The organism is Pseudomonas lactucae (assembly GCF_016937615.1).
GTDB classification, from domain to species: Bacteria; Pseudomonadota; Gammaproteobacteria; order Pseudomonadales; family Pseudomonadaceae; genus Aquipseudomonas; species Aquipseudomonas lactucae.
The window spans coordinates 1-13,768 of sequence record NZ_JAFHKI010000238.1 but is presented as its reverse complement, the minus strand read 5'-3'; the positions used below and the strand labels follow the sequence as shown (position 1 = coordinate 13,768).

The 13,768-nt window shown below is 64.6% G+C and carries 10 protein-coding genes and 5 pseudogenes; 6 read left to right on the top strand and 9 right to left on the bottom strand.

Annotated elements, in window-relative coordinates:
• The first annotated feature begins 296 nt into the window (after nt 1–296).
• Nucleotides 297–1,147 (top strand): annotated as a pseudogene (locus JWR98_RS28820) (GNAT family N-acetyltransferase).
• Nucleotides 1,148–1,169: 22 nt separating this feature from the next.
• Nucleotides 1,170–1,882, top strand: a pseudogene (locus JWR98_RS28815) (cupin domain-containing protein).
• Between the two features lies 1 nt (nt 1,883).
• Here the strand turns inward: JWR98_RS28815 and JWR98_RS28810 are convergent.
• A pseudogene (locus tag JWR98_RS28810) lies at nt 1,884–2,767 on the bottom strand (LysR family transcriptional regulator).
• A gap of 95 nt (nt 2,768–2,862) precedes the next feature.
• On the opposite strand from JWR98_RS28810, the gene JWR98_RS28805 reads away from it, so the two are divergent.
• The 4 genes and pseudogenes from JWR98_RS28805 (at nt 2,863) to JWR98_RS28790 (ending at nt 7,284) form a co-directional block, all read left to right on the top strand.
• A complete protein-coding gene (locus tag JWR98_RS28805; RefSeq protein ID WP_205491860.1) occupies nt 2,863–3,999 on the top strand; it encodes a DSD1 family PLP-dependent enzyme in 1,137 nt (378 codons plus the stop codon).
• Nucleotides 3,989–4,395: pseudogene (locus JWR98_RS28800) on the top strand (RidA family protein). Before JWR98_RS28805 ends, JWR98_RS28800 begins: the two are co-directional and overlap by 11 nt.
• Entirely contained in the window at nt 4,392–5,540 is a 1,149-nt protein-coding gene (locus JWR98_RS28795; RefSeq protein WP_078733871.1) for an NAD(P)/FAD-dependent oxidoreductase, read from the top strand. Before JWR98_RS28800 ends, JWR98_RS28795 begins: the two are co-directional and overlap by 4 nt.
• A gap of 280 nt (nt 5,541–5,820) precedes the next feature.
• Nucleotides 5,821–7,284: an aldehyde dehydrogenase family protein gene (locus JWR98_RS28790; protein WP_078733872.1), complete on the top strand. Its 1,464-nt coding sequence runs from the start codon at nt 5,821–5,823 to the stop codon at nt 7,282–7,284.
• A 165-nt stretch (nt 7,285–7,449) separates the two neighbouring features.
• On the opposite strand, the gene gspD is transcribed toward JWR98_RS28790, so the two are convergent.
• The 8 genes and pseudogenes from gspD to JWR98_RS28750 form a co-directional block, all read right to left on the bottom strand.
• Entirely contained in the window at nt 7,450–9,672 is a 2,223-nt protein-coding gene (gene gspD, locus JWR98_RS28785; protein ID WP_078733873.1) for a type II secretion system secretin GspD, read from the bottom strand.
• Entirely contained in the window at nt 9,669–10,193 is a 525-nt protein-coding gene (locus JWR98_RS28780) for a general secretion pathway protein GspN (RefSeq protein WP_205491858.1), read from the bottom strand. Before JWR98_RS28780 ends, gspD begins: the two co-directional genes overlap by 4 nt.
• Nucleotides 10,190–10,801: a type II secretion system protein GspM gene (gene gspM / locus JWR98_RS28775; RefSeq protein ID WP_205491856.1), complete on the bottom strand. Its 612-nt coding sequence runs from the start codon at nt 10,799–10,801 to the stop codon at nt 10,190–10,192. The genes JWR98_RS28780 and gspM overlap by 4 nt, the downstream gene beginning before the upstream one ends.
• On the bottom strand, nt 10,776–11,819 hold the full coding sequence (locus JWR98_RS28770) for a PilN domain-containing protein (protein ID WP_205491854.1): 1,044 nt from the start codon (nt 11,817–11,819) through the stop codon (nt 10,776–10,778). Before JWR98_RS28770 ends, gspM begins: the two co-directional genes overlap by 26 nt.
• Nucleotides 11,816–12,541: a general secretion pathway protein GspK gene (locus tag JWR98_RS28765; protein WP_078733877.1), complete on the bottom strand. Its 726-nt coding sequence runs from the start codon at nt 12,539–12,541 to the stop codon at nt 11,816–11,818. Before JWR98_RS28765 ends, JWR98_RS28770 begins: the two co-directional genes overlap by 4 nt.
• Nucleotides 12,538–13,167, bottom strand: coding sequence for a prepilin-type N-terminal cleavage/methylation domain-containing protein (locus JWR98_RS28760; RefSeq protein WP_078733878.1), 630 nt, complete (start codon nt 13,165–13,167; stop codon nt 12,538–12,540). The genes JWR98_RS28765 and JWR98_RS28760 overlap by 4 nt, the downstream gene beginning before the upstream one ends.
• Nucleotides 13,164–13,526 (bottom strand): prepilin-type N-terminal cleavage/methylation domain-containing protein, encoded by a 363-nt coding sequence (locus JWR98_RS28755; protein WP_078733879.1) that lies wholly within the window; start codon nt 13,524–13,526, stop codon nt 13,164–13,166. Before JWR98_RS28755 ends, JWR98_RS28760 begins: the two co-directional genes overlap by 4 nt.
• Nucleotides 13,523–13,768: pseudogene (locus JWR98_RS28750) on the bottom strand (GspH/FimT family pseudopilin); the annotation flags it as partial. The gene JWR98_RS28755 and the pseudogene JWR98_RS28750, both read right to left, overlap by 4 nt.

The window sequence follows — 13,768 nt, the reverse complement described above, 5'->3', positions numbered from 1 at the left end:
CAGAGCCAGAGCCAGAGCCACGGCCAGAGCAACAGCAACAGCACGCAGTTGTGTAGATACCCATGCTCATCGGGGCAAGTCCCTCCCTCATTTGAAGGTTCCAAGGCCGCCGCGTTATCAGAAAGGCCTCATGGCATTTACTGCCGCCGCCCCACAAAAATTAAGTAGTACCTGTGGCCTCACCCCCTCACGGCCCCAGGAATCTACCGAATATTCATGTCCCTCTTGCCAGCCTTCAAACCAGATGGGATACAAGCCTCCTCGCTCTGAAAAACACCGCTTTATGGAGGCTCGCCATGTCCGCCCTGCCACATCCCTCTTATATCTATCGCCCAATGACCCCGGCCGACCTGCCCGCCGCTCACGACTTGTCGGCGCAACTCAAATGGCCCCACCGCCAGGAAGACTGGGCGATGTTGCAACGGGTCAGCGACGGTTTCGTGGTAATGGACGGCGAGCGGCTGATCGGCAGTGCCTTCACCTGCCCCCAGGGCGATTACGCCACCATCGGCCTGGTGATCGTCAGCAATGACTATCAAGGCCAGGGCATCGGCCGTCGCTTGATGGAGAAGGCCATTGCCGCTTGCGGTTCGCGCACGCCGGTGCTCAATGCGACCCTCGCCGGTGCGCCGTTGTATGCCAGCCAGGGGTTTGTCGAGTTCGGTCATGTGCAACAACATCAGGGCCCGGTGCAGGTGCCCGCGTGCCGGCATTGGCCCAGGGCGAGAGCTGCCGCGCGCTTGACGCGCACGACCACACCGCCCTGCTCGCGCTCGCCAAAGCCGCCAGCGGGCTGGACCGCCGTGACGTATTGCGTGACGTGCAGGTGGAGCACGCCGTGGGGATCGAGCGCGATGGTCAGCTACGCGGCTTCGCGCTGTTGCGACCGTTTGGGCGTGGGCGCTGCATCGGCCCGGTGGTGGCCGAAAACATCGAGCAGGCCAAGTATCTGATCGGCACATTGCTGGCCCCGCTGCAGGACGCCTTTGTACGCATCGACATTCCCGTCGCTTGCGGTCTGAACGACTGGCTGGAAAACGCGGGCCTGAAAAACATCGACACCGTCGCGCAAATGGCCATGGGCACACCGCCCCAGCCCAGCCAAGGCGTATACCCCTTTGCCTTGATCACCCAGGCGATCGGCTGACTTTTCTCCCGGAGCGTTGCCCATGTCATCTCCCCGTATCCTGCTGTTGGCACGCGCCGACGGCAGCCGCGTTGCCACGTCGTTCACCCCCGGGGCCCTGAGCACGTCGGACCCGTTCGGCGACAGCCGCCGACTCGCCTGGCGCGGCGACGATGGCGTGTGCGCAGGCCTGGTGCCGTTCAGCGGCGAAGCGGTGATCGACGATTTCCCCCACAGCGAAACTCTGGTGGTGCACGCAGGGCAGGTGGTGCTCAGCAGTGCGCAACAGACGCTGAAACTGGATGTCGGCGGCAGCGCCGTGATCGGTCGTGGCACACGTCTCAAGGTGCAGGCGAGCGCGGGCAGCCGATGGGCGTTCTGCGCCGTCGACCAAGCCGATGCCCCCACCTGCCCGGGGCTCACCCTGCTCGAACCTTACCCCCAGCTCAACCCGTCCGCCGCACCGGAACCGGCCATCCTGATCGGCCCCGCCCCGCAGTGCCGCGCGCTCAATCTGTTCGACGATGCCTTGACCGAATTGCGCGTCGGTATCTGGGATTCGACGCCCTACGCCCGCCACGCCGGCCGCACAAATTGCATGAATTGATGCACCTGCTCGAAGGCGCCGTCACTCTGCATGACGACGCGGGTGGCGAGGTCACCGTCAATACCGGCGACACGGTGTTCGTGGCCAAAGGCGCGCCGTGTGCCTGGACCAGCAGGGTGTATGTGCGCAAGGTCTACGCCGTGAAGTAACTCAGGTTTTCAGTGCCTCTTCCAGAAACGCCACCAACGCCTGGACACGCGGACTGCGCAGTTTGCGCGACGGCACCAGCAGCAGGATCGGCGCGCTATCAAAGCTCCAGTGCGCCAACACGCGCACCAGGCTACCGCTGGCCACAGCGTCGCTCACGTCCCACTGCGAACGCAGCACCAACCCCAAGCCTTGCTCGGCCCAACGCCGGGCGACGCTGCCGTCGTTGCTCAACAACGCCGGCTCCACGCGCAGCGTCTTGCGGCCCTGCCCCTTGCGCAGGTGCCACAGGGTGACGTCTTCATCGTTTTCACGAATGCAAATGCAGCGATGGGACGCCAGCTCGTCCGGCGAAGACGGCACGCCGTGCGCTTGCAGGTAGGCCGGGCTCGCGCATAGCCAACGCTCGTTGAGCGTCAGTGTCCGCGCGGTCCACAGGCTGTCATTGAGATGGCCGATGTGAATCACCGCATCGCTGTCATGCCGATCCGGCCAGGGTGTCTCGCGCAAATCCAGGTGCAGGCACAGCTGCGGATGCAGTTTGGCAAACCGCGCCAACAGCGGTGCGATGCGCTGCCGACCATAACCAAAGGGTGCCGCCAGCCGCAAAGTGCCCACCAGTGTTTCGTCCTTCTGCCGGAACGACTCCGGCACGCCTCCAACTGTTCCAGCAACAGCGCGCTTTCCCGCGAGAAGCGCTCACCATCCGCCGTGAGGCTGAGGCGGCGCGCATCGCGATTGGCCAGGGTCAGCCCGAGCAGCGTCTCCAGCTTACGCAAGCGCATGGACAGCGCCGGCGGCGAGACATTCAGGGTTCTGGCGGCGGCACTCAATGACTCAGAGCGCGCCAGGGTGACTGCCAGGCGCAGGTCTTCGATGGAAATCATTAAAGTTTACTTAAGGATTGATTAAACCTGATTGAACCACAGGTTAACGACAGCTGAGTAGAGTGCAACCAGTACCCAGCCACGCGAGCTTCGCCATGCCCACGCCGATTGCTTCCCTCGACACGCCCGCCGCACTTATCGATATCCCGCGAATGCAGCGCAATATCCAGCGTATGCAACAGCGCCTGAACGAACTGGGCGTGCGTTTGCGCCCGCACATCAAGACCAGCAAATGCCTGCCGGTGATCCACGCACAGATAGCCGCCGGGGCCAGCGGCGTTACCGTGTCCACCCTCAAGGAAGCGGAGCATTGTTTCGCCGCCGGCATCCGCGACGTGTTCTATGCCGTCGCCATCGCACCGGGCAAATTGCCCCAGGCCCTGGCCCTGCGCCGCCAAGGCTGCAACCTCAGCCTGCTGACCGACAGTGTTGCAGGCGCCGAGGCTATCGTCGCGTTTGCACAGCAGCAGGATGAACGATTCGACATGTGGATCGAAATCGACTGCGACGGCCATCGCTCCGGACTGGCCGCCGACGCCCCTGCACTGCTGGAGGTCGCGCAGTCGCTCAGTAACGGCGGCATGCACCTGCGTGGCGTGATGACCCACGCCGGCTCCAGCTACGAGCTGGACAACCCGCCAGCCCTGCAAGCGCTGGCCGAACAGGAACGTCGGCTCTGCGTACGCGCCGCAGAAAACATCCGCGCCATCGGGGTGGCGTGTGCCGAGGTCAGCATCGGCTCGACCCCCACCGCCCTCTCGGCCTTGAACCTGGACGGCGTCACGGAAGTACGCGCCGGCGTCTACGTGTTCTTCGATCTGGTCATGCACAACATCGGTGTGTGCCAGGCCGACGAGTTGGCGCTGAGCGTATTGACCAGCGTCATCGGCCATCAACCGGACAAAGGTTGGATCATCACCGACGCCGGCTGGATGGCCATGAGCCGTGACCGCGGCACGCAGCGCCAGCGGCACGACTTCGGTTATGGCCAGGTGTGCAACGAAGCGGGCGACTGGATCGAAGGCGCGCAGTTCAGCGGCGCCAACCAGGAGCACGGCATCATCAGCCTGGGCACAGCCCAACACGAGACGCTTGTCACGCGATTCCCGATCGGCAGTCGGCTGCGCATCCTGCCCAATCACGCCTGCGCCACCGGTGCGCAGTTCCCGGACTATCACGCCGTGGCCGCCGATGGCACGCTGCATACCTGGAGTCGCCTGCATGGCTGGTAATCACATCCACACGATCTTCAGCCCCCACGCAGCAGCGCCGGGCGGGCACTATGCCCAGGCGGTCGCGCACGCAGGCGTGCTGTATGTTTCGGGGCAGCTGCCGGTACGCGCCAATGGCGAGCACAGCAGCGGGCAACCGTTCGAGGTTCAAGCGTCGATTGCCCTGGATAACCTGCTGGCGATCCTGGACGAAGCGGGCCTGAGCCAGCGCGACCTGCTCAAAGTGACGGTGTATGTCGTCGACATACAACACTGGCCAGCCTTTGACCGGATCTACGCGCGCTACCTGGGCGAGCACAAACCGGCGCGCGCGTGGTGCCTGTGCCGGCGCTGCATCATGGTTACCTGATCGAAATCGACGCCATGGCCCGTATCGCACAGGAGCAGTGCCCATGACGCCACAAAAAAGCGACGTGCTGATCATCGGCGGCGGCATCATGGGCGCCTCGTCGGCGTTTTTCCTGCGGCGGCGCGGCTGCTCGGTCACGCTGCTGGAACGCGACCAGATCGGTCAGTACGCCAGCGGCGTCAACTTCGGCAATGTGCGCCGCCAGGGCCGCTATCTGGGGCAACTGGCGCTGGCCAATCGTTCTTGGGCGCTGTGGAAACGCTTGCCGGAACTGATCGACGATGACCTGGAATTTATCCCCAGCGGCCACATGCGCGTGTGTTATCGCGACGATGAAATCGCCGAGCTTGAGGCCTACGCCGCTGCGCCGGAAGCCGCGCAACTGGACCTGAAGATTTATCGCGGTGCCGAGTTGCATCAGCGTTTCGGCTTCCTCGGCTCGGACGTCAAGGGCGGCTCCTACGCGCCCCACGACGGCCACGCCAACCCACGCCTGGCCGCACCGGCATTTGCCCGCGCCGCCCGGCGCCTCGGTGCGCGAATCGAGGAAAAAACCGAAGTCGCCGACGTGGAAAAGGTCAATGGACTGTTCCACGTCACCACCACCGATGGGCAACTGTTCGTCGCCGAGCAGCTGTTGATTAGCGCCGGTGCCTGGGCCGCGCGCTTGTCCGAGCGCTTTGGCGAACCGGTGCCGCTGGAGCCCAACGGCCCGCAGATGTCGGTCACGGAACCGGTGCCCTACGCGTTGAAGACCGTGATCGGCGTGTTCACCAAGATCAAGGAAGAGGTGATCTACTTCCGCCAGATCCCACGCGGCAACATCATCATCGGCGGCGGTGCCCGCTGCACACCGGACATGCTCAACCGACGCGCGTTTTTCAAGCCCGAGAGCCTGCTCAACCAGATGCGCCAGATGAAGCGACTGCTACCGGGCGCCGAAAAACTGAACATCATCCGCGTGTGGAGCGGCATCGAAAGCTACACCCCGGACTCCCTGCCGGTGATGGGCCCGAGCGGCGTCGTGGAGGGGCTGTTTTACGCCTTCGGCTTCTGTGGCCACGGTTTCCAGCTGGGCCCCGGTGTGGGGGATGTGATGGCCGAACTGATCAGTACCGGCAGCACCAGTACCTTGATCAGCCCGTTCGATATCCGGCGGTTTACCCAACCGTCGAAAACATGGATCAGCTAGCGGTCGTAGTGAGCGGGGCAAGCCCTAATGCCTGTCAGTTAAGAAGTTGAAAGGGTAAAAAGTGACCTGTGTTCGCCCTTAACTGACTGGCATCAGGACAAGCCCCGCGCACCACAACTGCACGGTCGCCACAAAGAAGTATGGCAGCCTGCCGGATTCAGCAGATTCTCCCTTGCAGGGTTGAATAACGGCATCTTTGGCCTGACACCTTTTGCTAGCTTAGCCAGACACCGGGCCGTGCCACGCGCAGCGCCTATTACCGCTCCAGGGAGCCAGTTGGATGACCACTCACACATCGCTCAGCGACAGCCTTGATTCGCCAACGTCGCAGCAGTTTTACATCGACGGCCGCTGGGTGTACCCGGCCATTGCGGCCAGTTTGCCGGTGGTCAATCCGGCGACCGAGGAGGTGGTTGCCCAAGTTGCGCGCGGGTCTGCCGAGGATGTTGACCGGGCCGTGGCAGCCGCGCGCGCAGCGTTTGCCGGGTGGTCGGCCACCCCCGCCGCCGCAAGAGCGCAGATGCTGGGGAAAATCCATGAGTTGATCCTTGAACGCAAAGAGCAACTCGCGCAAGCGCTCTGCCTGGAAATGGGCGCCGCCATCGGTTTTGCTCGGGCGATGCAGGTGCCGCTGGCCGCCGAACACGTTCGGGTCGCCCGTGACTTGTTGTCCAGTTATCGTTTCCAAACCGTCGAAGGCGGCACTGCCATTGAGCGCGAGCCCATCGGCGTGTGCGGTCTCATCACGCCGTGGAACTGGCCGTTGTATCAGATCACCGCGAAGGTCGCCCCGGCCATCGCCGCCGGCTGTACCGTGGTGTTGAAACCCAGCGAGCTGTCACCGCTGAGCGCCCTTCTGTTTGCCCAACTGGTGCATGACGCCGGCCTGCCGCCTGGCGTGTTCAACCTGGTGAATGGCAGCGGCGCCGAGGTGGGCGCGGCGATGGCAGCCCATCCGGATATCGATATGATTTCGATCACCGGCTCCAACCGCGCCGGCGCACTGGTTGCACAAGCGGCCGCGCCGACGGTGAAGCGTGTGACTCAGGAGCTGGGCGGCAAATCGCCGAATGTTTTGCTGCCCGACGCCGACTTCGCCAAGGCCGTGCCGCTGGGCGTGATGTCGGCGTTTCGCAACGTCGGGCAATCGTGCAGCGCGCCGACCCGAATGATCGTGCCCGCAAACCGTCTGGCCGAAGTCGAAACCCTGGCCGCAGCCACCGCGAATGCACTCATCGTCGGCGACCCGCAATCGCCGGACACCCAGTTGGGCCCGATTGCCAACGAGGCCCAGTTCCATCGCGTCCAGGCCATGATCCAGGCCGGCCTCGACGAGGGCGCCAAACTGGTGTGCGGCGGGCCTGGGCGTGTGGCGGGGTTTGACACGGGTTTCTTTACCCGACCGACTGTTTTCTCTAACGTGGACAACGCCATGCGCATTGCCCAGGAAGAAATATTCGGCCCGGTGCTGTGCATCATTGCCTATGAGACGCTGGACGAAGCGGTCGCCATCGCCAACGACACGGTCTACGGGCTGGGCGCCCACGTCCAGGGGCACGACCTGACACAGGCACGTGCCGTGGCATCGCGGATTCGCGCCGGGCAGGTGCACCTGAACTACCCCGCGTGGAACCCGCTGGCGCCGTTTGGCGGCTACAAGCGCTCGGGGAATGGTCGGGAGTATGGGGTGGTGGGTTTCGAGGAGTATCTGGAGACCAAGGCAATTGTGGGGTTTGGTGAGTGACCCAAATGGCTATCCAAACACCTTCAACAGAATAATGCGTAGAGGGGGTTCGCTAACGATGTGTAGAGACCACGCCGCGATAGCGGGCAAGTCCAAGCGTCGCCCCTCGCTGAATCAGGCAGTCCGGCCGGGGGTACGGTGACGGACCTTGCCAACCGAATTCCTTCAGTTTTTCTCCGGCCGCAACAGCTGCATCTGCTGCCGATAATCATCCGTCACCTGCCGCGCCTGGCTACTGCTGGTAATCACCCTCGGTGTAATCAACACAATCAATTCGGTACGGTCCTTGGACTTACTGGTGCTCCCAAACAGCCACCGCAACCCCGGAATCTTGCCCAGGTACGGCACGGCACTTACCGTGTCGGCGTTGTCCTGTTTGATCAACCCCCCCAGCAACACCGTCTGCCCGCTCTGCACCGCCACCTGGGTCGACACCGACCGCGTGGAAATACGGGGATTGGCCGGCGTGTCGCCGTTGGTGGTCGCCTGGTCCTGCGCGTCGCTGACCTGCTGCTGAATATCCATGTACACCAGCCCGCCCGGGTTGATACGCGGCACCACATCCAGGATCACCCCGGTCTGCACATATTCGACGCTGCTCAACGTCGTGTCGGAGGTGCCGGTATTCACCGTGGTCTGGCTGATGGGAATGTTGTCCCCCACCTGAATCTGCGCCGGCTGGTTGTTCATCACCACCAGCGACGGCGCCGACAACACCTGGGTGCGGCCGTTGGTTTCCAGCGCATGCAATGCCACTTGCAGGTTGGAGCTGACGAAGGAGTAGAACAACGAATCCGCCGCGCCCAACCCGGCGCCGCCACGGCCCAGCGCGCCTTGGCTGCCGGAAGCGTTGGCCACGGTGGTGCTGGTGGAATTGCCCGCCAAGCGGCCCAGGTACCACTGCACGCCCAGGTCCAGTTCGCCGGTGAGTTTGACTTCGAGGATGCGAGTTTCGATCTGCACTTGCAGCGGCGGATTGTCGAGGCGCTTGATCGCCGATTCGATCTCCTTCCACTGCACAGGGCGGGTGCGCACCAGCAGTTGGTTACTGCTTTTTTGCGCGGTGATGCGGGTGCCGGCGTCGAGGCTTTTGGCCGGGGCGTCGTCGCTGGGGCCCTGCTCGGCGTTGTCCTGCTCGGCTTCGGGCTCCTGCTCCTCATCTTCCGCGGCGGGTTGGTTGCCATTGAGGTTGTTGCTCAGCCCACCCGGCGTGCTGCCGGACGTGCTGTTGGTACCAGGCGACGACAGTGTCGCGGTGCGCAAACCGGGGGCAACCTTGGCCGGGGCGTCGTCCTTGATCGCGCCCGTGCCGTAGATCTGCCGCAGGTACTTGGCCAGGTCGCTGGCTTTCATGTTGCGCACGTCATAGACGTACATCTGCGGCTCGTTGCCGCCGCCTTCGTCGATGGTGTGGATCCAGTCGCCCACTTCGCTCAGGTATTGCGGTTGCGAGGAGATCGCCACCACCGAGTTGGTGCGCTCGATGGGCAGGAAGCGCACCATGCCCGCCAGGGGCATGCCGCTGTCGGGGCCGAACATCTTTTGCAGCTCGGGCATCAGCTCGGCCACCGACGCGCGTTGCAGGCCGAACACCCCGACGGACATGCCCTTGAGCCAGTCCACGTCGAAGGTGTCGATGGTGTCCTGATAGTTGGCCAGTTCCTCAGGCGTACCGGCCAGGCTCAGCACATTGCGCGCCGGGTCCACCAGCAAAAACGCGTTCTCGCGGGCAAACGGCTTGAGCAGTTTCTGCATCTCGGTGGCGGAGATATAACGTAGCGGAAACAGGCGTGCCGACAAGCCGCTGGAGGGCTGCGACACGCGCATCTCGGGCACCAGCTTACCCGCCACCGCCTGGTTGGCCGGCAGGATCACGTAGCGGTTGCCCTGTTTGATCATGGCGTTGTCGGTCCAGGACAACAGGGTTTCGAGGATCGACAGCGCCTGCTGCTTGTTCACCGGTTTGGAGGTGGAAAAACTCACATTGCCCTTCACGCCCTGGGCGATGCTGTAGTTCTCGTGCAGCAGGTCGCCCATCACGCTGTTGATCACCGCCTCGATCGGCTGGTCGGCAAAATTGAACACGATGTCACCGCCGCCCTCCGCCTTCGCCGCCGACACCGCCGGCTGACGCACGAACTGCTGGTTGCCGCGAATCAACTGGCGTTGCGGCGGCGTCTTGGCCTGGGGTTGGCCGCTGTTGACCGGCGCTTGTTCACTGGCCGGATCCACGGGCGAGCGTTGCGAACCGGTGCCCTGCATCGCTTCGTGCAACAGGGCCTCGTCCGGGTCGAGGTGGTCGGGGAATGTCCCGCAGCCCGCCAGGGAAACAGCGGTTGCCAGGCAAAGCACGGTGGTGCGCAAGGCGCCAGGGTAGGTATCGATCAAGGGGCGGACTCGTGAGGAAGGGTAATTGGGGGCGTGGTCGACGGCGGCGGTAGACGCAAGGCTCGCAGGCTCAGGGTTTGACTGCGGCCATCGAGCACAAAGCGCGCATCGCGCTGGGTCAGGTGGTCCAGGCGCCAACCGTTGGGCAGGGTCTGGTTCTGGTGGACTTTCAGCGGCGGGCCATCGGCGCGCTTGAGCAGTGCCACGCGCAGGTCGCCGTCCAGCACGATGCCGGTGAGGGTCAGGCTCGACAGGCTGGATACCGCCGCCTGGCCCACCGTGCGATCCGGGCTGCGGTCGCCGCTGAACAGCGGCGTCTGCCAGGTACCGGCCAGGCTGTCGAGGGTGACGTCCGGCGCGGTCAGCACCTTGGCCGCGGCATTGGCATGGGCGGCAGGCTCAGGTTCCGGCAGCCACTGCGGCGCGTCGCCGATGTTGCTCAAGATGCCTAGCATCAGCACGCCCAAGGCGGCGGACACGCCGAGCAAAACCCACTCAATCGGGCGCAACACATTGATCATGGGACCACCTGCCGCGCACCGGCCGGTTGCAGGTAACCGCGCACCAGCAGGTGCACCACCAGTTTGCCGGCGCCGCCGGTGGCGGGCGCGTCCGGGCGGCGACGGATGCTCATTTCATCGACGAACAGAAACGGGCGCTGGTACTCCAGCTCATGCAGGATCGCGGTCAGGGGTTCGATGGCGCAGTTGAGGGTCAGGCTGACTTTGACCTGTCGATAAGGCTCGGCATCGTCCTGCTCCGGGGTGATCGGCATGCGCTGGGTCAGGCTGCAGCCGCCACCGAGGCCGGCGCGGCTGTTGATCAGGTCGGCGATGCGTTGCATCAGGTCGGCCGCGACCGCGCTGGGGTCATCGCCGGGCAACAGGCTGGTGCTGCTGGCCGGGTCCTGGCGGGCCTGTTCGAGCTGCTCGCGCAGGCCGTCACGCTGGCGCAATACCCCGGCATAACGTTGTTGCTGCTCGCGCAGTTGTTCGGCCTGCTCGCCCATGGCGCGCAAGGGGCCGGCGAACCAGCTGTCGATCAACAACCAGTAAGCGGCACCGAGCACCACGGCCAGGCCGATCAAGGCCGCGCCACGGCGCTCACGGGGTGTCAGTGGACGGCGCATCGGCGGCCTCCTGGTGCAGGTGGGCGCGCAAGGAGAACTGATCCTTGCCGGTGTGTGCATCGGGTTGGATCACTCCTTCGAACTGGGCGTTTTCCAGGCTGTGGCAGCTCTTGATGCGGGTGATCAACGCACTGGCCTTGGCGCTTTGTCCGGAGAACGACACCTCGGCGCCGTCGCTGACTTCCAACTGGTCGATCCAGGTGTCGGGCGGCAGGCAGACGGTCAGTTCATTGAGCAACGCGGCCAATGGCGGCTGGGCCATTTTGCGGCGGATCAGGTACTGCGCGGCGCCTCGGGTATTGAGCAGTTGCTGGCGCAGCGCCTGGATTTCGGCAACCTCGGCCTTCTGTACGCGCACGCTGTGCCGCATGGCGTCGAGCACGCGTTGGCGGTCGTCGAGCCACAGCAGCATGGCGGCAATCAGCAAGGCACCGCACAGCCACGGCAAGCTGCGTTGCAAGCCTTTGCCCGCTGGACGTTGGCGTGGGCGCAAGGGTACCGGCAACAAGTCGATGCCCATCGGCCTGCCGGCGCCATCGGCCACATCCACGGCATGCGGTTGCAGGCCGAGGGCGGCGCAGTCGCTGAGGATCTGGTCCAGGCGCTCACGCAGGATCGCCACCAGCGTCACCTGCACTTGGCTGGCTGTGCGGCGCTCCTGACGCGCAACGAAGTACAGTTGCGCGGCCTCGAACGGGGTGAAGCGGTCCAGTTCATAACCGACCACCGTCGACAGGTTGCGCGCCGCAGCCACGGGCAGTTGCAGGGTTTGCGCCAGCACGGCGTCAGGCGCCAGCAACAGCACCTGGCGCGCCTCGCCGGTGGGTATTGCCACGGGGGCAGTGATCGGCCACGGGTAAATGTGCTCGGGGATGTCGCGCAAGGACAACCAGCCGGGCAGGCAGCCACGCAGCTCCTTGAGCCACAGGCGCCAGCCCTGTTGCAGCAGGCTGCCGTGCCAGCGCCGGGCAATCGGCTCGGCCAACGCCTCCAGCCGCGCGGTTAAGTGTTCAGTCATTCTTGCCAACGCAATACTCGATAAGGTTGTGCGCTACCTTGCGCGGGACTCAATAAAACCGTGGCTTGCACTTGGGCGTGATAACCGCCGGGGCGTTGTGCGCGGCTGCTGACCACCAGCACCTCGCCGGGGTCGACGCCCACTGCACTCTGATGCGGCAGGTTGAGTGCGTGGCGCATCAATGGGCTGGCGAAGGCCGGATCGGGCCGGTCGAGGCCGCTCCACAGGCTGATTTGCGGCACCAGTGCGCTGTACAGCGCCTGGGTCATGCCCGGCAACTGCCGCACTTCTTCCACCACCCGAAACGGCGCCAGGCCCTGGTTGCGCCGCACCTCCAGCGCCCTGGCCAGTTGCCTGGCCTGGGCCTGGGTGGCACCGCACGCCAGGGCCAGACGCGCGAAGTCAGCGACTTCGGCGCTGTTGAGGTACAACCCGCCGCGCTCGCTACGCAGGCTGACGTGCAGTTGCGCGTCGTCAAACACCAACGGGATTTCACGCCCGTCGGCAATCCATTGTTTGCGTTGCTGGGGGTCGAGCAAGCCTTGCAGAGCCAACGCCACGCCTGCCTCGGCGGCCAACACCGCCTGGGTGTGCTGGCGATGCCATGCCGCCTGGCGTGTTTCCAGCTGCACCCAACCGGCGAGGCCACCGAGCAACAGGCTGAGCAAGGCCAGCACCCACAGCACCAATAACAGCGCGACACCGCGTTGATGCTTGATCATTCAGGCGCCCCGCCGGACAGGTTCAGGCGCAAGGCAACCACCTGGGTCACCCAGGGCACCGGCCCGTTCACTCGTGCACTGATCCGCACCGCATAGGGCAAGCGCTTGGTCCACGGCCACTCATTGATCCAGCCGGTGGCCTGGCCCTTGGGCGACAGGCCGCGATAGCTGAACTGCAAATCCTCGACGCCCTTGAGCAACACCTGCGGCTCGCTGCGTGACGCCGGCACGCTGACCTGCGCCTTGGACTCAAACTGCGCGAACGCCACCTGCAAATCGCGCGATGCCTCGGGGCCGGTCAACTGCAAGGTGAAGCGCTGGATGCCGCCGCCGAGCACGCCGGGCAAGGTCGCGACAAACTGCATGCGCTGCGGGCCTCCGGCGAAAAAACCATCGACCTGGCTGTCGTCCTCGGTCACATCCAGCGGCAACGCCTCACTGATGGCGGTGCGTAAAAACTGCTGCGCGGCGCGCATTTCATCCAGGCTGACCGTGTAGCGCTGGGCTTTTAGCACCGCACGATTGGCACCGAGCAACGCACCGCCGACCAAGGTCAGCAGCACCCCGAGCAGGCTGAGCACGATCATGATCTCGAGCAAGGTGAACCCCTGCTGGCGCCGCCTCACAAACCGGCCCCGGCGGCGCGCAGCTTCAAGGTACTGAACTGCGCCTGGCGCGGGCCTTCGCTGATACTCAGGTCCAGGCGAAACAGAGGGGCCTGGCCGACACGAGCGGGCTGTTGAGCAATGCGTAATTGCCAGGCGATGCCATCCAGCTCGCCCTGGCGGGTGCCGTTGGCCAAGGGCCCCGCGCCCTCCTGGTCCATCACGCTCAAGGCCGCATGGGTAAGGCGGTCGCTATGGGCCACCTGCGACAGCGAGCGCGCACTCTGGCCGAAGGCGACCAGCAGCACCGTGCTACAGATCGCCATCAACGTCAGCGCGGCGAGCATTTCCAGGAGGGTGAACCCGCGCTGATGCTTCATGGCAACGTCCTGGACTGCACGCTGCCGGTCAGCCAGCCAATATCGATGCGCCAGCGCCGGCTGCCATTGGCCAACAACAGGTTGCCGCCGGTGGAGCTGCCGTCGGGGTAGAACGCCACCGCCGAACCGGCTTGTTCGGCGGTGTGCAGGGTCACTTGCAGGTCGGCCGGCCAGTTGTTTTTTGGGCGCCGGGCGCTTGAAAACTCAGCTGTTGCAAATCGAATACGGTGCTTTCGGTGGTA

Excerpts from the sequence above, each read along its gene's own strand:
- JWR98_RS28780 (WP_205491858.1), bottom strand. The coding sequence starts at position 10,193 with ATGATCAATGTGTTGCGCCCGATTGAGTGGGTTTTGCTCGGCGTGTCC.
- JWR98_RS28795 (WP_078733871.1), top strand. The coding sequence starts at position 4,392 with ATGACGCCACAAAAAAGCGACGTGCTGATCATCGGCGGCGGCATCATG.
- JWR98_RS28805 (WP_205491860.1), top strand. The coding sequence starts at position 2,863 with ATGCCCACGCCGATTGCTTCCCTCGACACGCCCGCCGCACTTATCGAT.
- JWR98_RS28765 (WP_078733877.1), bottom strand. The coding sequence starts at position 12,541 with ATGATCAAGCATCAACGCGGTGTCGCGCTGTTATTGGTGCTGTGGGTG.
- JWR98_RS28770 (WP_205491854.1), bottom strand. The coding sequence starts at position 11,819 with ATGACTGAACACTTAACCGCGCGGCTGGAGGCGTTGGCCGAGCCGATT.
- JWR98_RS28790 (WP_078733872.1), top strand. The coding sequence starts at position 5,821 with ATGACCACTCACACATCGCTCAGCGACAGCCTTGATTCGCCAACGTCG.
- JWR98_RS28755 (WP_078733879.1), bottom strand. The coding sequence starts at position 13,526 with ATGAAGCATCAGCGCGGGTTCACCCTCCTGGAAATGCTCGCCGCGCTG.
- gspM (WP_205491856.1), bottom strand. The coding sequence starts at position 10,801 with ATGCGCCGTCCACTGACACCCCGTGAGCGCCGTGGCGCGGCCTTGATC.